Annotated in this window: 18 protein-coding genes and 1 tRNA gene; 9 read left to right on the top strand and 10 right to left on the bottom strand. The window is 65.3% G+C overall.

Going from position 1 to position 20,984, the window contains the following annotated elements; genetic code table 11:
• Position 1: 1 nt before the first annotated feature.
• From NFW05_RS07230 to NFW05_RS07195, 8 genes are read right to left on the bottom strand one after another with little or no spacing between them, the layout of a single operon-like run.
• Positions 2–544 (bottom strand): DUF3833 domain-containing protein, encoded by a 543-nt coding sequence (locus tag NFW05_RS07230; protein ID WP_295304302.1) that lies wholly within the window; start codon positions 542–544, stop codon positions 2–4.
• Positions 541–1,827: an MFS transporter gene (locus NFW05_RS07225; RefSeq protein WP_295304300.1), complete on the bottom strand. Its 1,287-nt coding sequence runs from the start codon at positions 1,825–1,827 to the stop codon at positions 541–543. Before NFW05_RS07225 ends, NFW05_RS07230 begins: the two co-directional genes overlap by 4 nt.
• Positions 1,824–2,351, bottom strand: coding sequence for a chalcone isomerase family protein (locus tag NFW05_RS07220; RefSeq protein ID WP_295304297.1), 528 nt, complete (start codon positions 2,349–2,351; stop codon positions 1,824–1,826). Before NFW05_RS07220 ends, NFW05_RS07225 begins: the two co-directional genes overlap by 4 nt.
• Positions 2,348–3,580, bottom strand: a complete 1,233-nt coding sequence (locus tag NFW05_RS07215) for a cyclopropane-fatty-acyl-phospholipid synthase family protein (RefSeq protein ID WP_295304295.1) — start codon at positions 3,578–3,580, stop codon at positions 2,348–2,350. The genes NFW05_RS07220 and NFW05_RS07215 overlap by 4 nt, the downstream gene beginning before the upstream one ends.
• Positions 3,577–4,359 carry a DUF1365 domain-containing protein gene (locus NFW05_RS07210; protein WP_295304292.1) on the bottom strand — a complete coding sequence of 261 codons (783 nt, stop codon included), beginning with the start codon at positions 4,357–4,359 and terminating at the stop codon, positions 3,577–3,579. Before NFW05_RS07210 ends, NFW05_RS07215 begins: the two co-directional genes overlap by 4 nt.
• Positions 4,356–5,696 (bottom strand): FAD-dependent oxidoreductase, encoded by a 1,341-nt coding sequence (locus NFW05_RS07205; RefSeq protein ID WP_295304291.1) that lies wholly within the window; start codon positions 5,694–5,696, stop codon positions 4,356–4,358. The genes NFW05_RS07210 and NFW05_RS07205 overlap by 4 nt, the downstream gene beginning before the upstream one ends.
• Positions 5,696–6,508, bottom strand: a complete 813-nt coding sequence (folE2, locus tag NFW05_RS07200) for a GTP cyclohydrolase FolE2 (protein ID WP_295304288.1) — start codon at positions 6,506–6,508, stop codon at positions 5,696–5,698. The genes NFW05_RS07205 and folE2 overlap by 1 nt, the downstream gene beginning before the upstream one ends.
• Positions 6,509–6,562: 54 nt before the next feature.
• Positions 6,563–7,156: a glutathione peroxidase gene (locus NFW05_RS07195; RefSeq protein WP_295304285.1), complete on the bottom strand. Its 594-nt coding sequence runs from the start codon at positions 7,154–7,156 to the stop codon at positions 6,563–6,565.
• 257 nt (positions 7,157–7,413) lie between these two features.
• On the opposite strand from NFW05_RS07195, the gene NFW05_RS07190 reads away from it, so the two are divergent.
• Complete coding sequence (locus tag NFW05_RS07190; RefSeq protein WP_295304282.1) at positions 7,414–8,361, top strand: MerR family transcriptional regulator; 948 nt, start codon at positions 7,414–7,416, stop codon at positions 8,359–8,361.
• A gap of 139 nt (positions 8,362–8,500) precedes the next feature.
• Here NFW05_RS07190 and mnmD read toward each other — a convergent pair whose 3' ends face one another.
• Positions 8,501–9,190, bottom strand: coding sequence for a tRNA (5-methylaminomethyl-2-thiouridine)(34)-methyltransferase MnmD (gene mnmD / locus NFW05_RS07185; RefSeq protein ID WP_295304279.1), 690 nt, complete (start codon positions 9,188–9,190; stop codon positions 8,501–8,503).
• A 273-nt stretch (positions 9,191–9,463) separates the two neighbouring features.
• Between mnmD and NFW05_RS07180 the strand changes: the two genes are divergently transcribed.
• The 6 genes from NFW05_RS07180 to ampD all read left to right on the top strand — a co-directional run bounded on the left by NFW05_RS07180 (position 9,464) and on the right by ampD (position 14,835).
• Positions 9,464–10,393 carry a polyprenyl synthetase family protein gene (locus NFW05_RS07180; RefSeq protein WP_295304503.1) on the top strand — a complete coding sequence of 310 codons (930 nt, stop codon included), beginning with the start codon at positions 9,464–9,466 and terminating at the stop codon, positions 10,391–10,393.
• Between the two features lie 18 nt (positions 10,394–10,411).
• Positions 10,412–10,488, top strand: a tRNA-Pro gene (locus NFW05_RS07175).
• 171 nt (positions 10,489–10,659) lie between these two features.
• Entirely contained in the window at positions 10,660–10,893 is a 234-nt protein-coding gene (locus NFW05_RS07170) for a PP0621 family protein (protein ID WP_295304276.1), read from the top strand.
• Between the two features lie 368 nt (positions 10,894–11,261).
• Positions 11,262–12,848, top strand: coding sequence for an ATP-binding protein (locus NFW05_RS07165; protein WP_295304274.1), 1,587 nt, complete (start codon positions 11,262–11,264; stop codon positions 12,846–12,848).
• Complete coding sequence (locus NFW05_RS07160; RefSeq protein ID WP_295304271.1) at positions 12,842–14,212, top strand: sigma-54 dependent transcriptional regulator; 1,371 nt, start codon at positions 12,842–12,844, stop codon at positions 14,210–14,212. Before NFW05_RS07165 ends, NFW05_RS07160 begins: the two co-directional genes overlap by 7 nt.
• 20 nt (positions 14,213–14,232) lie before the next feature.
• Positions 14,233–14,835, top strand: coding sequence for a 1,6-anhydro-N-acetylmuramyl-L-alanine amidase AmpD (gene ampD / locus NFW05_RS07155; RefSeq protein WP_295304500.1), 603 nt, complete (start codon positions 14,233–14,235; stop codon positions 14,833–14,835).
• 109 nt (positions 14,836–14,944) lie between these two features.
• Here ampD and NFW05_RS07150 read toward each other — a convergent pair whose 3' ends face one another.
• Complete coding sequence (locus tag NFW05_RS07150; RefSeq protein ID WP_295304268.1) at positions 14,945–16,105, bottom strand: pyridoxal phosphate-dependent aminotransferase; 1,161 nt, start codon at positions 16,103–16,105, stop codon at positions 14,945–14,947.
• Between the two features lie 386 nt (positions 16,106–16,491).
• Here NFW05_RS07150 and NFW05_RS07145 point away from each other — a divergent pair, with 386 nt between their 5' ends.
• Both NFW05_RS07145 and NFW05_RS07140 read left to right on the top strand, forming a co-directional pair.
• Complete coding sequence (locus tag NFW05_RS07145) at positions 16,492–18,345, top strand: phosphoenolpyruvate carboxykinase (GTP) (protein WP_295304265.1); 1,854 nt, start codon at positions 16,492–16,494, stop codon at positions 18,343–18,345.
• 288 nt (positions 18,346–18,633) lie between these two features.
• Positions 18,634–20,934, top strand: coding sequence for an NADP-dependent malic enzyme (locus NFW05_RS07140; RefSeq protein WP_295304263.1), 2,301 nt, complete (start codon positions 18,634–18,636; stop codon positions 20,932–20,934).
• Positions 20,935–20,984 lie beyond the last annotated feature (50 nt).

The following is a 20,984-nucleotide window of genomic DNA, read 5'->3' as shown; positions in this document are numbered from 1 at the left end:
TTCAGCGCCTGCTGAAGCTCAGCGTCACTTCGCCGAGCCGGAAGCCGAACTTGCTCATCACCGACCGGTTGAGCATGACCCGCTCGTCGATCAGGAACATCCAGTCGTCGAAGTCGACGTGCCACGTGCGACCGTCGACAGGCAGCGCCAGGACGTAGCGCCAGCGCAGGGCGTTGCCCGCGGCCTCACCGCTCGCTTCGCCGACGACGTCGTCGGCGCGACCGACGTAGCTCGACGGGCCGACGCGCGTGATCGTCCAGACGCGGCGCGACGTCGTTCCGTCCGACCACGAGAAGCTCTCGTCGAGAGTCCCGACCTCGGCGCCATCGCGTGTTTCCCAACGCGCGTCGATGCGCACCTGGAAGCGCTTGACGACCGCTCCCGAGCGGTCCTGGAACATTCCCCAGCCGTCCACCGTGCCGTCGAAATATCGGGCCAGGTCGAGCACCGGTTGCTCGGCACGGTAGATCCCGGGCGAGACACCGGTGCACGCGGTGAGCCCGAGAAGACCACAACCCAGGGCGAGGAAATGCAACGATTTCATCGGGATGGCTCCAGAAGGTCACGCCACCGCCAAGCCAGCGCGGCGGCCGCGAGCTTGAACAGCAAAGGCAGCAGACCATAGACGATGGCCAGGGGTTCGGCCCCTTCGGCGGCCCCCGGACGATAGCCGAGGGCTTCGACGAGAGGCAAAGCGAGCCCGGCGGCGAGCGCCAGGTTGAGCTTGGCGACGAGATTCCACCAGCCGAAGTAGGCGCCGGCCTGCGCCTGTCGCTCGCCCGCGGGGTCGGCGGCCGGTGAATCCTCGGCAAGGTCGGCGAGCAGCGCCGGCGGCAACGTCAGATCCGCGCCGAGAGCCGCCCCGGAGAGCAGGCAGACGATGAGGAACGGCCAGACGTCCCCGCTGCCGAGACGCCAGGCCCAGGCGAACGCAGCGATGGCGACGAGCATCGAGACGACCCAGCTGCGGACCCTTCCGCAGCGCCCGGCGAGACGGACCCAGAGCGGCAGGAAGAAGACTCCGCTCGCAAAATATACGGCGAGAAAGACGCCGCTCCACTCTTCCGCGTGGAGCACGTCGGCCACGAAGAAAAGGACCAGAGTCGCCGGCAGTGCGGCGGCCAGGCCGTTGAGCACGAAAGCCGCGAGCAGCAGACGGAAGCGGCCGTGGCGCAGAGCGTGGCCGAGTTCGCCGAGCAGCGCACGGCGCGGCGGAAGCCGCCCGGGCGTCGGCGGGGACCCAAACCAGGTCCACGCGGCGAAGACGAGGAGCAGCCCGGGAAACAGTTGCGCGAGACCGGAGATCCCGGCGACGAAGTCGCTCGCCAGCCAGGCTGGCACCGCGGCGGCGGCAATCACGCCGATCAGCCCGAAGCCTTCCCGGCTGGCGGTCAGTCGCGTGCGTTCGCCGGGTGAGCAGCCGAGTTCGGCCCCCCACGCCTGATGGGCGACGGTCGCCAGAGAAAAGCCGAAGTAGGTGCAGGTCAGCCAGAACAACAACCAGAGTGGCACCAGCGACTGCGGTGGGTGGAACAGAGCCGGAATGCCCAGCGCGAGAAACGGCAAGGCGACGACGACCAGGCGACGACGAGTTCCTGCCCGATCGACCCAGCCGCCGAGCAGCGGATCGATGCCGGCGTCGAAAAGCCTGGCGAAAAGCAGCAGGACGCCGAGCAGACCGAGGCTCAGGCCGGTGGCCTCGGCATAGAGACGCGGCAGGTGAACATAGACGGGGAGCGCAGCCATCGCCAGCGGCAGACCGAGGGCGCCGTAGGCGAGCATCTGCCCACGGGTCAGCGACAGCCCCGCGGAAACGGCGCCACTCATCCCGGCGGCCTCTCGAGCAGCGCTGCACGCAGACCCGGGTTACGCGTTCGCGGGTCGAGCCAGATGGAAAAGAAGTAGCGCGCGAAATCGGCGTCGGGCACTTCGCCGAGCAAGCGTTGGCGATCGTAGAAAGTCGCTCCCCAACCCGGGTAATGGACACCGAACAGCGTATCGCCGTCGCGCACGTCGGGAAAGACTCGCCCGAGCACCCCCTTCCATCGCTCGAGTTGCTCCTCGCTGGCACCGAGACGGCGCATCTCATCGACGCTCACCTCGACGAGCCGTGAGCGGGTGATTTCGCGACGGTAGTCGAGTTGCACCGCATGTGGCGAATCGCCTGGATCGCCCGAGCGGGCGGCGCCGGCCACCCAGAGCGTCGCCCGATAGAGCGGGATTCCGAGCCAGCGCATCTCGCCGCTTCCCCACTGTCGCCAGCTCGCTCCGGCGTCGCGCAGCGCGTCGGGGACGGCCTGAACGACAGCCGACCAGACCGTAAGACAGAGCGCCAGCCAGGCCCTTTTCATCGCGCGTGCGCCAGTTCGAACTGCCAGACGTCGGTGCTGCCGCTGTCGAATCCTGCCTGGCAGTAGGCCAGATAGAAGAGCCACAGTCGCCGAAAGCGCTCGTCGAAGCCCAGCGCGGCGATCGCCGGCCAGTTCTCGTCGAAGCTTGTCGACCAGTACTGCAACGTGCGCGCGTAGTCACGGCCGAAAGCGAACTCGTCGCCGATCGCCAGACCCGCTGCATCGGCGAGGCGCGAGAAGACCGCCCGGCTCGGCAGCATGCCGCCGGGGAAGATGTACTGCTGAATGAAGTCCGTGCCGCGACGGTAGCGCGGGAACAGGTCGTCCCGAATCGTGATGCCCTGCACGACCGCCCGTCCCGTGGGCGCGAGCGCGCGCGCGATGGTCGCGAAATAGGTCGGCCACCAGCGCTCGCCGACCGCCTCGATCATCTCGATCGACACCAGATGGTCGAACTTTTCGGCGCCCAGTTCGCGGTAGTCGCACAGTTCGATGCGCACCTGCCGGTCCACACCGGCGACGACCATGCGCTCGCGGGCGTACGCCAACTGGGCGGGTGACAGGGTGAGGCCGACGACCTCGACGCCTGCCTCGCGCGCGGCCGTCTCGGCAAAACCTCCCCAGCCGCAGCCGATCTCGAGCACCCGCTGGCCCGGCCGGGCAGCGAGACGCTGCAGCACGCGGCGGTATTTGGCCAGTTGCGCCGAGGCGAGCGAACGCGGTCCAGCGACCGAAAACAGGGCGCTCGAGTAGCTCATCGTCGGATCGAGCCACAAGCGGTAGAAGTCGTTCCCCAGATCGTAGTGGGCGATGATGTTCCGTCTCGCTCCGGAGCGGGTGTTGGCGTTCAGCAGATGACGCAGGCGGGCGCGGAGCAGAGGCCACCACTGGCCGTAGAGCGCCTTGGCGATCGCCGGACGGTTGTTGGTGAACAGCGTCAGCAGGCTGGCGAGGTCGGCTGTCTGCCACTGACCGTCGATCCACGTTTCAGCCAGGCCGACATCGCCGCGCTCGAGGATGCAGTCGAAGACCGGCCATTCACGGACTTCGAATGTGGCTTCGTGCTCACCCGAGGACCCGAAATGCAGGGCCTCACCGTCGGGCAGGCGGACGTTTAGGCCGCCGCGGTCGATGCCTTCGAACAGGGAAAGAAGCGCCCGGGCGCCGCGCGGCATGCGCCGGTGCTGCTCGACGACCGGCAGACGGAGTGTGCTCTCACTGACATTCATCGTGTGGTCTCCTCGGCAGGAGCGGGTGGTTTGGAAAAGAACGGCGCGCCCCTGACCCACAGGCGAAGCGCCTGCCAGTGGATGCGCACGACGACACCGATGGTCATCAGCGGATAGCGGCAGAAGGCCTTGAGCAACGGCCGGCTGGCCAGCGCTTCGGCATGGCCGGAGAGCGACGCGTGCAGCAGGTCTCCGGCCGGATCGGCGTGGTCGATCCGCACCAGGCGCCACTCGGGCCGGCCGTGGCTCTCGCCGCGCCAGTGGAAACGGAAGCGATAAGACCCCGAAACGGCCATGAACGGCGAGACGTGGAAGACCTTCCGCCGCTCGAGCACCTCGCCGTCGCGGATCGGCCGCCCGTCGTCATGGGCAAGCAGGTAATTGTGACGCTCTCCAAAGGTGTTGTTGACTTCGGCGACGACGGCCCGCAGTGCTCCGGCGCGGTCGTGGCAGAACCACAGGCTGACTGGATTGAAGACGAAGCCGAGCACCCTCGGGAAACACTGGAGGAGGATTTCGCCGTCGGCGGCGAGCCCCTCGCGGGAGAGCAGGTCGCGAATCCAGGCCAGCGGATGAGAGCCATCGCGCGCGCCGTGATCGCGGTAGTGGAAGCTGAACAGGTTCCAGCGGTTGACCGAGAACAGCGCGCACGGAACCTGCTCGATGGTGGTCAACGGCAGAAGGCAGAAGTACACCGGGTAGACGAAGCGATTGCCTACCGGCCGCAGGCGCCGATGCATGACCTGCCCGAAGAACAGACGCGCCGTGGACACGCTCACCTCGCGCTTGCCCCGACTCGGTGCAGCGCAACCCGCCCGCCGTCGCTGTCGGGAACGCCCAACTGCCACGGCGCGTGGCAGCCGAGCGCGTTGGCCACGCGCAGCGCCGAGCGCAAACCGTCCTCGTGAAAACCATAGCCGTTCCACGCACCGCAGAACCACACACCCGCGACACCCGAGATTCCCGCCAGTTCCTGCTGTGCGGCGATCGCCGGACCATCGAATACGGGATGCGCGTACTCGAAGCCCGCGATGATCCGCTCCTGATCGGGCTCGCGCTGCGGATTCAGCGAGACGATCACCGGTGTCCGGAAGGGCAGCGCCTGCAACCGGTTGATCAGGTACGAGACGCTGACCGGGCGCTGGTCGAGCTCGCCGGCCGCCGACAGGTAGTTCCACGCGGACCACAGCGCTGGCGAGCGCGGCAGCAGCGCCGGGTCGGTATGCAGAACCGCGCGATTCGGCGCATAGCGGATCGCCGAGAGCAGACGCCGCTCATCGGCAGTCGCCGAGTCCCCGAGGATGACCAGCGACTGGTCGCTGTGACAGGCGAGAACCACCTGGTCGTAGGTCTCCACTGCGCCATCGGTGATCACGCTCAAACCATCCGCCGAGCGCTGCACACGGCGAACCGGAGTCGCCAGGCGAAGGTCGTCGAGATGCGTGGTCAGACGCCGCACGTACTCCCGCCCGCCACCGACGACCGTTCGCCAGAGCGGCCGATCGAAAATCTGCAGCAGGCCGTGGTTACGACAGAAGCGCACGAAACTCGCCAGAGGGTAGTCGAGCATCTGACCCGCCGGGCACGACCAGATCGCCGCGGCCATCGGCAACAGGTACCACTCGACGAAGGACCGCGAATACCCTCCGCGATCGAGAAACGCACGCAGGGTCAGCGACGAATCCGGGTTCCGGTCGAGCCACGCGCCGGCTTCGCGGTTGAAACGCAGGATGTCGGCGAGCATCCGCCAAAAGTCCCGGCGCACGAGATTGCGCTTCTGCCCGAAGATCGTCGCCAGATTGCTGCCCGCCCACTCGACTCCGGCGTCCTCGATGCTCACCGAGAAAGACATCTCGGTTTCACTGCTGGCGACACCGAGGTGCGCAAACAGCGCGGTGAGCTGGGGATAGGTCTTCGTGTTGTAGACCAGGAAGCCGGTGTCCACGGGATGACGGATCCCGTCGACTTCGACGTCTACGGTGTTCGTGTGCCCTCCGGCATGGGCGGCCGCCTCATAGACGGTGACCAAATGCCGGCGCGACAGTAGCCACGCGCTGGCCAGGCCGGAGATTCCCGCACCGATTACGGCGATGCGTTGTCCAGGGGCACGGCTCATCACTCGTCTCCGAGGCGATTCTCGCCGGTGATCTCGGCGTAGGCCGAGTGGTTGTGAATCGACTCGAAGTTCTCCGAACTGACCTTCCAGCGCGCGATCCTCGGCTCGCCGAGCAGGCGCAGGGCGATGTCGCGAACGAGGTCCTCGACGAACTTGGGGTTGTCGTAGGCGCGCTCGGTAACCCATTTCTCGTCGGGACGCTTGAGCAAACCGAACAGCTCGCACGAGGCCTCCTCTTCGGCCAGACAGACGAGTTCTTCGGGACTCATCTCGCCGCGCAACTCCGCCGAGATCGTGATCTGCGAGCGCTGATTGTGCGCACCGTACTCGCTGATCTCCTTCGAACAGGGACAAAGGCTGGTCACCGGAGCAACGACTTCGAGAGTCTGGATCACGGCCTGTCCTTCTGCTCTGCCTACCCGCAGACGGACGTCGTAATCGAGCAGGCTCTCGACGCCCGAAACCGGAGCGGTCTTCCTGATGAAATAGGGGAAGACCAGTTCGATCTCCCCAGCCTCGGCATCGAGCCGCAGCAGCATGTCGTCGAACAGGCGCCTCAGGCGCGCAAGGTCCAGTGGAGCCCGCTGTCCTTCGATGAGTTCGACGAATCGCGACATGTGCGTGCCCTTCACCTCGGGTGGCAGAGCGACGGACATCGACAGGCACGCGACCGTGTGCTGGACACGCCCTGAGGCATCGAGCACGGCAAGCGGGTAGCGCAGGCCCCGGACGCCGACCTGATGAATGGCCAGTTGCCGGGAGTCGGCGCTTGCCTGGATGTCCGGGAGGAAAAAGACATCGGGTGCGTTCATTGAGCAATCTCCAGAATGTTCAAGTGGTCACGAGGCAAACGGCGGGAACTCCGGCTACCGGCCGAGGAACTCGTCGATGTGACCGAGCAGCGACTTGTCGTCGGGCTTGACGCGGCTGCTGAAACTGAGCACACGCTGGCCGCTGCGATCGATCAGATATTTGTGAAAGTTCCACTGCGGCGTCTGGCCGGTCACCCGGGCCAGTTCGACGTAAAGTGGATTGGCCGCCTGCCCGACGACCGACGTCTTGGCGAACATCGGAAACTTCACCCCGTAGGTGAGGCGACAGAACTCGGCGATCTCCTGATTGGTCCCCGGCTCCTGATCGCCGAAGTCGTTGGACGGGAAACCGACGACGACCAGTCCCCTCTCGCGGAGACGCTCGTAGAGCTTTTCGAGGCCGTCGTACTGCGAGGTGTTGCCACAGTAGCTCGCCGTATTGACCACCAGGAGTACCTTGCCGCGCCATTGGCAGAGCGACTCGGTCTGCTTTCCGATCAGGGACGAAAAGCGGTAGTCGAGGAGCTTCGGGCAGGGCTCGCTGGCCAGCGAGGGTGCGGACACGAGCAGTCCGGCCGACACGAGTGCGGCTGGCAGCGCTGGCACCCAGCGCAACCCGTCGACCGCCCCCGGGCTCCCGCCTGACACCGGCCGCTTCGTCCAGCCGCGCTCAGCGAGGACGACTTCGTCAGGAGCAGGAAGAGCCCGGGCGCCTGCTCTGCGAGAATCGGGTGACAACGCAAGGTGCCGTCGGCCAGCGGCCAGTGCCGCCACCCTGGCACAAGAGGTCAGGCACCTCCTCCGGAAAGCTTTCGACCAGCTCGACTGCTTCATTTGGACCCCAAGTTGTCCTGGACAATTACCAGATTCTTGGCTAGTATAGGCCTGACTTTGGAGGGTTGTCAATGTCTATATACGATTTTGTCCAGGACAAACTGAGTCCTCAGCCGGCCATGAGCATCAGCGCAGTGGAGCGTGAGACGGGTCTCGGAAAAGACACGCTGCGCGTCTGGGAGCGTCGCTACGGATTCCCGAAACCCGAACGCGACGGCAGGGGCGAACGCTGGTACCCGGCAGAACAGGTCGACCGCCTGCGTCTGCTCAAGCGCCTGATCGACTGTGGCCATCGCCCCGGCAAGCTGCTGGCGGCAAGCGAGGAGGAACTCGACAGGCTGAGCGACGGGCGCCGGCCCGAAACACCCGCCGGCATCGACGAGGGCGACGACGTTGCTGAACAGGTCATCCGCCAGATCAGGAACCACGACCTGCCGGGGCTGCGCCAGATTCTCAGGCAATCGCTGATGCGCCTGGGCATCGAGCGTTTCGTCATCGAGGTCGCGGCACCGCTCAATCAGGCCGTCGGCGAGGCGTGGACAAACGGGGAGCTCAAGGTCTTCGAGGAACACCTCTATACGGAGGAGATGAAAGGGCTGCTGCGGCAGGCGATCGCCAGCCTGCCCGCCGCGGTCAATCGGCCGCGGGTGCTGCTGACGACGGTCCCCGACGAACCCCACCTCCTCGGTCTGCTGATGGTCGAGGCTCTACTCACTCTCGACGGCGTCCCGTGCGTTCCCCTGGGCGCAGAGACACCTCTCGTCGACATCCGGATGGCCGCCCTCGCGCACCATGCCGACGCCGTGGCCCTTTCGTTCTCGCTGGCCTTTCCCGGACGAAGGATCGCCGCGCTGATCCGCTGCCTGAGGGATCTTCTACCGCCGCAGGTCGAGCTCTGGATCGGCGGTGCCGGCAGCCGCTGGGCGAGCAAGGTTGACAACGTGCACGTCCTGCCCTCACTGCCGCTCGCGTTGCTCGCCGTTCGGGAGTGGCGGGAACGGCACGCGGCTCAGGACTGAAGACGAAGAAACGAACCACCTCGGCAAAGCCCCTCTGCCGAGCGGCGGGCAACACTGCCGACGAACCTTGCCTCGACCAGCGCATTGCCTCCTGTCCAGACGGGCCCTGGGCAACCGTGAGACGCCGTTGGCCTTCTGCTCAGGGCCGCCTTGCCCGGGTCATCTCGCGCTTCCCTGGGGGGCCCGGCAGACCTTCGACGATGAACCCGACAGCCCGCAAGGTGCGCCTGACCTCGCCCTTCGCGCAGTACGTCACCAGCAGGGCCCCAGGGCGCATGCCTGCCCGAAGTCGTTCGAAGATTGCCGCAGTCCACAATTCGGGTTGAACGTTCGGCGAGAAGGCATCGTAATAGACGAGGTCGCATGAATCGAGCCGTGGCTCGAAATCTTCGAGCCTGGCCAGGCGCTTGAGCAGCGTGAAGCGACCGTCCAGACGGTGCGGCTGGTTCCACGGACAGCGATGCATCGCCGTAAACGCGTCTTCGGCCCCGGCCCGATGCAGGCCGCGTCCGTAGTCGAGGCCAAGAGCGAGATCGATAGGCAGTGGATACGCCTCGATCGCCGTATAGTCGACGGCGATCGCGCTCCGTAGGCGCCGCTCCCAAGTCAGTAACGCGTTGAGCCCCGTGCCGAAACCGACTTCGAGAATGGCGAGCCTCTCGCGGCAGGCCGCCAGTTGGTCGTAGCCGTGGCGAATGTACACGTGCTCGGACTCGCGAAGCGCGCCGTTCAGAGAATGGTAGGCCTCACCAAACGCGGGTGCATATACCGAAAGTGAGCCATCGGCGGTAGGGACAACCTGTCTCTCGAATGGGCCAGACTCGATCATGGTCACCGGTTTCCGGGGGTGGCCGCTCGGCCAGAGTCGTCCTGGGGAGTCCGCCGACTCTCTCCGCCAGCCCTGCCGCCCTCAATCAAGCCAATGAAAAATCGCGACTTTTCCTCTGTTCGCCAGGCCCTGGAGAGGCCGCCTCGGGCGCTTCGGCATGCGCCGGAGCTTGCTTGACGTCGACAGAGCAGCCGCCTAGAATCCCGGAGTTTTTGCACCCTGAGTGCCCGCACAGTGAGAAAGCAGCAGTTCTACAAGCTGATCGAGTCCGACATGCAGGCGGTCGACGCAGTCATCCGTCGCAGCCTGCATTCCGAAGTCGTGCTCGTTCGGCAGGTCGCAGAATACATCGTCCAGAGCGGCGGGAAGAGACTGCGCCCGGCCCTCGTTCTGCTCGCGGCCGGCGCACTCGGTTATCGCGGAAGGCATCACCACGAACTCGCCGCGGTGATCGAGTTCATCCACACCGCGACCCTGCTGCACGACGACGTCGTCGATGACTCGGACTTGCGGCGCGGCCGAGAAACGGCGAATGCGATGTTCGGCAATGCGGCCAGCGTGCTCGTCGGAGACTTTCTCTATTCGCGAGCCTTCCAGATGATGGTCGGGGTCAACGACATGCGTGTCATGCAGGTCCTTTCCGACGCAACGAACGTCATCGCCGAAGGCGAAGTCCTGCAGCTGATGAACTGCCACAACGCGGACGTCGATGAGCAGGGGTACCTGCAGGTGATTCGCTACAAGACCGCCAAGCTCTTCGAAGCGGCGGCCCAGCTCGGAGCGATCATCGGCGGCGCCGGCCCGATCGTCGAACAGGCTCTGGCCACTTATGGCGCGCATCTGGGCACCGCCTTCCAGCTGATCGACGACGTGCTCGACTATTCGGGTGCCGAGGTCGAAACGGGCAAGCATCTCGGCGACGACCTCGCCGAAGGCAAACCGACTCTTCCACTGATCTTCGTTCTCCAGAACGGCTCGAGCGAACAGGCGGCCAGCGTCCGACGGGCGATCGAGCACGGCGGGCGCGACGACCTGCCGCTGGTCCTCGCGGCGATTCGGGCGACCGGCGCGCTGGACTACGCGAGACAGAAAGCGACGCTCGAAGCGGAGTGTGCGGCAGCAGCGATCGAGGACGTTCCCGCTTCTCAGTACCGGGATTCGCTGCTAGAATTGTGTGCGTTCGCAGTCGCCAGAACCCATTAGCGTCTGCGCGTCTTCGGTCGGGGCGTAGCTCAGCCTGGTAGAGTACTGCGTTCGGGACGCAGGAGTCGGAGGTTCGAATCCTCTCGCCCCGACCAGCCGTTGTCGTACGGCGACGGCCCGAGTTGGCCATCGGTTGTCCGTCTGGCAGCCCGCGTTTTCGTTGGCCAGCCGTCGCGCGCAGTCCGCGCGTTCGTTTGCCGCTCCGGATCCTCGCTGGTCGGCCGGTGCTTCCGCGATGCTCGGAGAACAGCAGGATTTCTCGGCAAATGGCCAAATACCTCGTACTCATCGGGCTGGTGCTCTTCTTCTGGTGGACCTGGCAGAGGTCTCGGGCAAACGGGCAGCAAGGCCACCGTCGACCGCCTGACGCCGGGCCGGAGCGCATGGTGCCGTGCGCGCGCTGCGGCGTCAATCTGCCGCTCAGCGAGAGCATCATGGCCGACGATCGCTATTACTGCTGCCGGGCTCACCTGCACGAGAGCCGTTCCGGCAACGGCTGATCGCGCACACAGAATCAGCAGAGTACGGAACATGCCGGCCGGCGCCAGGACAGCGAAGGTCTGCCGCCCCCCTCCGCCCACGGGACGAACTTGCGACGACGAGCCGGTCGCGAGGATGGCCGAGGTGGTGAGACGCCGGCACGGCGACCCGGCCACCCCGGCAACCGGCCGTGCGCGCGTGCAGCCCCCGACCGGACGGCACCGGTGCTGCGTCGCCAGCTGCGGCAGGTGGGAAACCCTGCCAGGTGCGCAGACGCCCTGGCCATGACGAGCGGGTGTCTCCGGATTCGCCGCTCGGCGGTGCGCAGGCTGCGGCGTGGCACCAGCGCGCTGAGCAAGACGAGAGCCGTCCGGGACGAGTCATGCCGATGACCGGCTACGACGTGGTCCCCGAGGACTTCTCCGAGGCACACTGGAGGTCGTTGCGCTACTTCTGTATCTACCGTTGCGTCGTCGCCGGCCTGCTGCTCTGCGCCGTGCTGCTGTATCCGCCGGCGCTTCCCGTGCACCACGCATTCCCAGCCCTGCTGCCCCTCGTTCTGCCAGGCTCCTACCTCGCCGCAACGGTCCTGTCGTTGATCGTCGCCTTTCGTTACCGCCGGCATTCGCATCGCCAATTGACAGTCAGCGTGCTGATCGACGTGCTGGTCATCACTGTCCTGATTCGCATCACCGGCGGGCTGAGCAGCGGGCTTGGCTCGATGCTGCTGGTCACTCTGGCTGGCGCCGGCCTGGTCGGCCAGGGAAGACTGGTCCTCTTCTACGCGGCGACGGCCACTGTTGCCGTCCTCGTCGAGCAGTTGTACCGGGCACTCGAGGGCGGCTTCGAAGGCTCCGCTTTCGTCCAGGCCGGCCTGTTCAGTACCGGCTGCTTTGCCGTCGCCGTCTCCGCCCGCCTGCTCGCACGACGCGTGATCGCCAACGAAACGCTGGCTCGCCGGCGCGGCGTCGATCTCGACAACCAGAGGGTGATCAGCCAGCGGGTGATCGAGGAGATGCAGGATGGCGTTCTCGTCGTCGGAAGGGACGGACGGGTCCGGCAAAGCAATCCCCGAGCCAGGCAGCTTCTGGGATCGAATGGCGCGTCCTATCCCGTCCTTGACACGTGCTCGCCCGATCTGGCCAGAGGATTTGCGAACTGGTGCGGCGACTCGGGCGACGAAACGATCCTCGTCGAGGTGGCGACGAACGGCACGCAGTTGCAGGCACGCTTCGTCGGCACCGCGAGCAGCGAAAGCGACGTGCTCGTCTTTCTGGAAAACCTTGGCCGCTTGCGTGAACAGGCGCAACAGATCAAGCTGGCTGCGCTCGGCCGCCTGACGGCGAACATCGCGCACGAAATCCGCAATCCGCTCTCCGCGATCAGCTATGCCAGTGAGCTGATGCGCGAGGAGCGCCGCGGCGAATTGCACGAGCGGTTGCTGCGCATCGTCCTCGACAACACCCAGCGACTCGAACGCATCGTCAGCGACGTTCTCGAGCTGGGCCGACGGGACCGGGTCTATCGGGAACCGATCGACCTGCGCGAGATCGTACCGCCGTATATCGAGCAATGCCTGATCAACGAGCAGCTGCCGCGCGAGGTCGTCGATATGCAGATCTCGGGTTCGGCAAACCTCTGCTTCGATCGCGCGCATTTCTATCAGGTTCTCTGGAACCTTCTCAGCAATGCGCTCAGACACTCGCAGCGGTTGCCAGGAAGCGTGCGCCTGCTGATTGCCGATGCCCCCACCGAACACCAGGTCGAGATCCACATCCTTGACGACGGTGAGGGCGTGAGCGAGGAACGCCGGGAGCAGATTTTCGAACCCTTCTTCACCACCCACCATCGGGGCACCGGTCTCGGGCTCTACATCGCCCGCGAACTCTGCGACGCCAATGACGCACGACTCGATCTGCTGGCGTCGGAGAAGGGAGCAAACTTTCGACTTCTGGGGAGGAACGCCACATGCTGAGTGGCCGATCGGAACGCCGGCCGAGGGGCGAGCTGGCTCGAGTACTGGTGATTGACGATGAACCCGACATCCGGGAACTGCTCGATCTGACGGTGGCCCGAATGGGCTTGTCGGCCGACTGCGCCGCCAGTGTGGCGAGCGCCCGCCAGTTGCTCGACCAGCAGCGCTATCAGCTTTGTCTGACCGACATGCGCCTCCCCGACGGCGACGGTCTCGAGATCGTTCGCCTGATTGCCGAGCACCACCCGGAAACACCAGTCGCCGTGATCACCGCCTTCGGCAACATGCAGAATGCGGTCGCTGCGCTCAAGGCCGGCGCCTTCGATTACGTCGCCAAACCGCTCGCCCTCGAACAGCTGCGCAGCCTGATCAAGTCGGCACTCAGTCTGCCGCGGCGAAACGGGACAGCCGACGGCGCGCCCCCCGCTGGTTCCACGACCCGGCTGATCGGAAGTTCGCCAGCCATTGAACAGGTCCGGCAGATGATCGACAAGCTGGCCCGAAGCCAGGCGCCGATCTACATATCAGGCGAGTCGGGGACTGGCAAGGAACTCGCTGCCCGCCTGATCCATAACCAGAGCGCGCGATGCGCCGCCCCTTTCGTGCCGGTGAATTGCGGGGCGATCCCTGACAACCTGATGGAAAGCGAGTTCTTCGGCTACCGCAAGGGAGCATTCACGGGTGCCGACAGCGATCGTGAAGGCTTCTTTCAGGCGGCCCACGGCGGAACGCTGTTCCTCGATGAGGTGGCTGACCTGCCGCTCGGCATGCAGGTCAAGCTCCTGCGGGCGATTCAGGAAAAGAAGGTGCGCAAGGTCGGCAGCACCAGTGAGGAAGCCGTCGACGTGCGGATCATCTCGGCGACGCATCACCAGCTCAAGGATCGCGTCGACGCCGGCAGCTTTCGTCAGGATCTCTATTACCGGGTCAACGTCATCGAACTGCGCATGCCACCGCTTCGCGAACGCAACGAGGACGTCGAAGCGCTTGTCGAAGCTCTGCTGGCCCGAATCTGCGGCGCCCGGACACCGAGACTCGATCCGAAAGCGATGGCGGCCCTCACGGCTTACAGCTTTCCGGGCAACGTCCGCGAACTCGAGAACATTCTCGAGCGTGCCACTGCCCTGTGCAACGGCGAGGTGGTCCAGGTCGACGACCTGCAACTGGCGCCGGCGATCGCCGCGGCCGACAGTGCCGGCCGCGAAGGGGAGTCGCTCGACGAATACGTGAACCGCCTGGAACGGCAGGCGATCCTCGATGCTCTGGCGAAGACCTCCTTCAACCGCACGGCCGCGGCGAGGCTCCTCGGCGTGAGCTTCCGTTCGCTGCGCTATCGCATCGAACGCCTGGGCATCGAAGAGTGAGCGGAAGGCAAAGTGCCGCCCTGCCCTTGGTGGGCCGCGACGGCTGGATCGAGGGAGTGACACGGGTGGAGTCGCCCAACCATGACGGTCGTCCCGACGGCGTGCCGATCTCGCTGATCGTCATCCACTCGATCAGCCTGCCGCCCGGGCAGTTCGGGGGCAAGGCCGTGCTGGACCTGTTCACCAACCGGCTCGACCCCGAGGCTCACCCCTACTTCGTCGGGATCTGCAATCTGCGCGTCTCGGCGCATTTCCTGATCGCTCGCGATGGCTCGTTGATCCAGCTGGTCTCCTGCCTCGAGCGCGCCTGGCACGCCGGCGTCTCCTCGTGGAACGGACAAGCGCGCTGCAACGACTTCTCGCTGGGCATTGAAGTCGAGGGCTGCGACGACACGCCGTTCGACGACCGGCAGTACGCCAGCTTGAGCGGGCTCATCGACGCACTTCGCAGAAGCTATCCGATCCGGGCGATCGTCGGACACAGCGACGTTGCTCCGGGGCGAAAGACGGATCCCGGCCCCCGCTTCGACTGGCAGCGCCTCGGAGCCTTCGGCCTGTTGCCCGGCAACGTACGCGACCGACCAGCGCCGTGCCCGATCGCGGCCGAACCCGGCGAAGGTTGACCGGCCTCGGACAGGTCTCGTCGTTCGCTCCAGGAGGAAAAGGAAGGGACCCTCCCCTTTCTTCGTGCCTGGCCCATCGGCCTGCTGGTGACGATTTCTTCACCATCTCTCAGCCAAGAAAATGGCGGATCCGCTCGACCGCTTCGGCCAGGCGTTCGACGCCTGTCGTATACGCGAAACGCAGGTGCTGCCGTGCGGCGTGACTGCCGAAATCGATACCGGGCGTGACGGCGACTCCGGCCGATTCGAGCAGCGCATGCGCAAACGCCTCGCTGTCGGCGGTCAGATTCCGGCAATCGACGTACAGGTAGAACGCGCCTTCGGGCCTCGCGGCGATCCGGAAGCCGAGATTCTCGAGCGCCGGAGCGAGGAAATCCCGCCTGCGCCGGAACTCGGCGCGCCGCGCTTCGAGGATGTCGATCGTCGCCGGCGTGAAGGCGGCCAGCGCTGCGCGCTGCGCCGGCAGCGAAGGCGATATGTAGAGGTTCTGGGCAAGCTTCTCGATATCCCGAGCGAAACGTTCGGGAACGACCATCCAGCCCAACCGCCAGCCAGTCATGTTGAAGTACTTGGAGAAGCTCTGCACGACGAAGATGTCGTCGCCGCAGTGCAGCGCCGTCTGCTCGGGACGGTCGTAACTGAGGCCGTGATAGATCTCGTCGATGATCAGCTGCCCCTGGTTCTGACGGATGAACTCGGCGATCGCGCGCAGTTCTTCACCGTCGAGCACCGTCCCGGTGGGATTCGCCGGAGACGCGAACAAGGCGCCGGCCGAGCGTATGTTCCAGTGCGCCGAGAGATGGGCCACGGTGGGCTGAAAATTGCTCTCGGGCCCGACCGGGATAGGCACCGGCACGCCCTCGAAGCAGCGAATGAAGTGCCGATTGCACGGATAGCCCGGGTCGGTGAGCAGCCACTCGCTGCCCGGCGCGGCAAGACAGGCGAAAGTCAGCAACAGCGCGGCTGATGCGCCGGCAGTCACGACGACGCGTTCTGCCGCTACGTCGACCCCGTAGCGGACAGCATAGAAGGCGGCGATCGCCGCGCGCAACTCCGGCAGACCGAGAGCTGGCGTGTAGAAGACTCGACCGCTCTCGATACACGCTCGGGCAGCAGAAATGACCGGTTCGGGCGTGGGAAAGTCGGGCTCACCCACTTCCATGTGGATGATGTCCCGCCCCTCGGCTTCCAACGCCTTTGCCCGGGCCATCAGCTCCATGACGTGAAAAGGGGCGATCTCGGCGAGTCGGGGAGCAGGGAAGCTGGGCATTGCTGGAACCCTCCTTGTCGGCCAGAGCCGGCCGGGAACCGTGGACCCGAGATCGGCGCACGAGCAGCCGGGAACCGACAACGATCATAGCCGCTTTTCCGGGGCTCTTCCAGGGATCCATCACGGCCGCCGCGGCCAACCTCGGCGTCGATCCCGACCGCCGCCCCCGGTCTGCCGCGCGGCATGCCGGGTCCGCCCCGGCAAAGCTGGCTGACTTTCGCCGGGCGGGATGTGTTATACTGCAGTGCAATAAAAGCATGAGGAGAAGCGCCTCATGTCCCGCGGCCGGAAGCCTCCGGCAGCAGCGAAGTCGGGTGGCCTAGGGCGCAGCGGGCGACATCAACACCTTCAACAACTCGACACCTACCTACCTGGAGATTATTGCTATGAGTGAAGGTATCTCTGCTGCGCCTGCCTACGTGCAGAACGAACGCCTGAAAACCTGGGTTGCCGAGATGGCTGCCCTGACCAAGCCTGCGCAGGTCGTGTGGTGTGATGGATCGCAGGAGGAGTACGACCAGCTCTGCAACCTGATGGTCGATGGCGGAACTTTCATCCGTCTGAATCCCGACAAGCGACCCAACTGCTACCTCGCTCGCTCGCACCCCTCCGATGTCGCGCGGGTCGAGGAACGGACCTACATCTGCGCCAACCGGCAAGAGGAAGTCGGGCCGACGAACAACTGGGCACCCCCGGCGGAAATGCGTGCGACGCTCAAAGGCCTGTTCGACGGTTGCATGCGTGGGCGGACAATGTACGTGATCCCGTTCAGCATGGGCCCGCTCGGGTCGCCGATCGCCCAGATCGGGGTCGAGATCACCGACAGTCCGTACGTCGTGGTCAACATGAAGATCATGACGCGAATGGGAGCGAAAGTCCTTGAGGTGCTGGGCAAGGATGGCTTCTTCATCCCGTGCATGCACTCGGTTGGCGCCCCCCTGCAGCCCGGGCAAGCGGACGTGCCGTGGCCATGCGAGGGGGACATCAGCCGCAAGTACATCGTTCATTTCCCGGAAACGCGCGAGATCTGGTCATACGGGTCGGGCTACGGCGGAAACGCACTGCTCGGCAAGAAGTGCCTGGCCCTGCGCATCGCGTCGGTGATGGCCCGCGACGAGGGCTGGCTGGCCGAGCACATGCTGATCCTCGGCCTGCAATCGCCCGAAGGGGAGAAGACCTACGTGGCGGCGGCCTTCCCGAGCGCCTGCGGCAAGACCAACCTGGCGATGATCGTCCCGCCCGAGAGCTTCGAAGGCTGGAAGGCGCTGACCGTTGGCGACGACATCGCGTGGATCAAGCCCGGACCTGACGGCACTCTGCGCGCGATCAATCCCGAGGCAGGCTTCTTCGGCGTGGCACCCGGTACGTCGTATAGCTCGAACCCGATGGCCATGGAGTCGATCAAGGCCAATGCCATCTTCACCAACGTCGTCCTGACCGATGACGGGGACGTCTGGTGGGAAGGCATGGGTCCGCCTCCGGCTCACGGCATCGACTGGCAAGGCAAGGACTGGACGCCCGACTGCGGCAGGCCCGGCGCACACCCGAACGCGCGCTTCACAGCCCCGGCGGGACAATGTCCGACGATCGATCCGTCGTGGGAAGACCCTGCCGGCGTACCGATTTCCGCGTTCATCTTCGGAGGCCGTCTGTCGAAGACCTTCCCGCTCGTCTATCAGGCCTTCGACTGGAACCACGGCGTCTTCATGGCCGCAACCATGGGTTCCGAGGCGACGGCGGCGGCAATCGGACAAGCCGCGATTCGTCGCGACCCGTTCGCGATGTTGCCCTTCGCCGGTTACAACATGGCCGACTACTGGAGCCATTGGCTCAGGATGGGCGGCCGCTCCGACCTCAAGCTGCCGAAGATCTTCCGCACGAACTGGTTCCGCAAGGACGAAAAAGGCAAGTTCGTCTGGCCCGGCTACGGCGAGAACATGCGCGTGATCAAGTGGATCGTCGATCGCGTACACGGGCGCGTCGGCGCCGTCCAGAGCCCGTTCGGCCTGATGCCGCGTTATGCGGACATCACCTGGGGTGGACTGAGCTTCGGTGAAGCACAGTACGCGCAGATCATGGATATCAGTCGCGCGGGAGCACTCGACGAGACCGAGGAGATCAAGGAGTTCTTCGGCAAGTTCGGCGCGAGCCTGCCCAGCGAGCTCGAGAAGCAGCGCGAGGAGTTCGCCAAGCGGGCCGAAGGTGCCCCCGACGTCTGGAAGATCGCCTCGACAGCCTGACACCCGCCGCTACGGGGATCACCGAAAGCCGGCCAACTGGCCGGCTTTCTTTTTGGTCCGCAACGCAGGTGGCCGGCGTCTTCTCCGACTGCCAGCATGAGCACCAGACGCGGCCCGCCAGCCTGCCGGCCAGCAAGCCGTCGCTTCGCTGCCGGTGATCCGCCTGGACGACCGGACGATGTGGCTACAAGGGCGATGCACTTTGTGTAATCATCCGGGCAAGACACGGTCGCAAGACAACACACGCCTGCCCGCCGTGGGGGCAGGCAGGTCGCCAGGAGGAGAGAGATGAGCAAGTCGAAGGATCAGCTGCGCACCGCCGCACTCTTCTATCATCGACACCCGAGGCCCGGAAAGGTCGCCTTGCAACCGACCAAGCAGCTGACCAACCAGTACGACCTCTCGATGGCCTACTCGCCCGGCGTCGCCGCAGCCTGCGAGGAAATCGCCACAACGCCGGCCGAGGCGAGCACGCTGACCTCGCGCGCCAACCTCGTCGGCGTGATCACCAACGGCACCGCCGTGCTCGGCCTCGGGGCGATCGGCCCGCTGGCCGCCAAACCGGTCATGGAGGGCAAGGCGGTCCTGTTCAAGAAGTTTGCCAACATCGACGTCTTCGACCTGGAGATCAGCGAACGAGACCCCGACCGCCTCGTCGACATCATCGCCGCGCTCGAACCGACTTTTGGCGGGATCAACCTCGAGGACATCAGGGCACCGGAATGTTTCTACATCGAAAGGAAACTTCGCGAGCGGATGAGCATCCCCGTCTTCCACGACGACCAGCACGGGACGGCGATCGTCGTCGGAGCGGCAGTGCTCAATGGCCTGCACCTGCAGGGGAAGGATCTGCAGCAGGTCAAGCTGGTCACGTCGGGGGCTGGTGCCGCGGCTCTCGCCTGCCTGGACCTGCTGGTGATGCTCGGCATCCCGGTGGAGAACATCTGGGTCACCGACATCAAGGGCCTCGTCCATGAGGGGCGAACCGAGGACATGGACGAGATCAAGGCGCGCTATGCCAAACGCACCGACGCGCGTACCCTTGCCGAGGTCATCGAAGGCGCCGACGTATTCCTTGGCCTGTCGGCTGGCGGCGTGCTGAAGAAGGAGATGGTTGCCCGGATGGCGGATTCGCCGCTGATCCTGGCCTTGGCCAATCCCGTCCCGGAAATTCGGCCCGAGGAAGTCAGGGAGGTTCGCGGTGATGCGATCATCGCCACCGGCCGTTCGGATTACCCGAACCAGGTCAACAACGTGCTCTGTTTTCCGTTCATCTTCCGCGGCGCGCTCGACGTCGGGGCAACGACGATCACCGAGGCGATGAAACTGGCAGCCGTCAGGTCGATCGCCGAACTGGCCCGCGTCGAGCAGTCGGAGGTGGCCGCCAGGGCCTACGGCGAGATGGTTGCCGGTTTCGGCCCTGAGTACCTGATCCCGAATCCGTTCGACCCGCGGCTGATCGGCAGGATCGCCCCGGCGGTCGCCCAGGCAGCGATGGAATCGGGCGTCGCGACACGGCCGCTGCGCGATGTCGAAGCCTATCGTGAAAGCCTCGACGAGTTCGTCTACCACTTCGGGCTGATCATGAAGCCCGTCTTTTCGCAGGCCAAACAGGCGCCCCGAAAGATCGTCTTCGCAGAGGGCGAGGACGAACGCGTGTTGCGTGCCGTACAGGTGATCGTCGACGAGGGAATCGCCCGACCGATTCTGATCGGCGAGCCCGTGGAAATTGCCGGCAAGCTCGAGGCGCTGAACCTGCGCGTTCGCCCGGACGACGATTTCGACATCGTCTACGCCGAAAACAACCCGTTTTTCGACGAGCACTACGAGGCTTACTGGCGCGAGTACCGCCACCTGATGGAACGTAAGGGTGTCTCGGTCGATTTCGCCCGTCGGGAGGTGCGCCGACGGGCATCGCTCTTCGGAGCGATGATGGTCCGCATGGGTGACGCAGACGGTCTGATCTGTGGAACCTTCGGCCGCCATGACGTCCATCGCGAGTACGTCGAGAACGTCATCGGTCTGGCTCCCGGGGTCCGCAACCTCTACGCGATGAGCCTGCTGGTCCTCCCGGACCGGACGCTGTTCATCGCCGATACTTACATCAATTACGAACCGACCGCCGAACAACTCGTCGACATGACCCTCCTCGCCGCCGACGAGGTTCGTCGCTTCGGGATCACACCGCGCGTCGCGCTGCTCTCCCACTCCTCGTTCGGCTCGGAGAACACCCCCACGGCATTGAAGATGCGTTCGGCGCTGCAGAGGCTCAAGGAACGCGCCCCGCGCCTCGAGGTCGAAGGCGAGATGCACGGTGACGCCGCACTCGACGACCATATCCGGCAACGCGTCTTCCCGGCCGATGCCCGCCTCAGGGGACAGGCCAACCTGCTGATCATGCCGACGCTCGACGCGGCGAACATTTCCTTCAATCTGCTGAAGATCGCTGCGGGGGACAATCTGACGATCGGCCCGATCCTCCTCGGCGCGGCCCAGCCGGTGCATATCCTGACCTCGACGGCGACCGTTCGGCGGATCGTCAACATGACCGCCCTGACCGTCGTCGACAAGCTGATGAATGAACGCTGAGACCGACGTTCGCAGAGATGCTCACCACGCCTGCCCGGGAACCCGCCACA

This window comes from Accumulibacter sp. (assembly GCF_023806625.1).
Lineage (GTDB): Bacteria > Pseudomonadota > Gammaproteobacteria > Burkholderiales > Rhodocyclaceae > Accumulibacter.
This window is presented reverse-complemented; position numbering and strand designations above follow the sequence as displayed.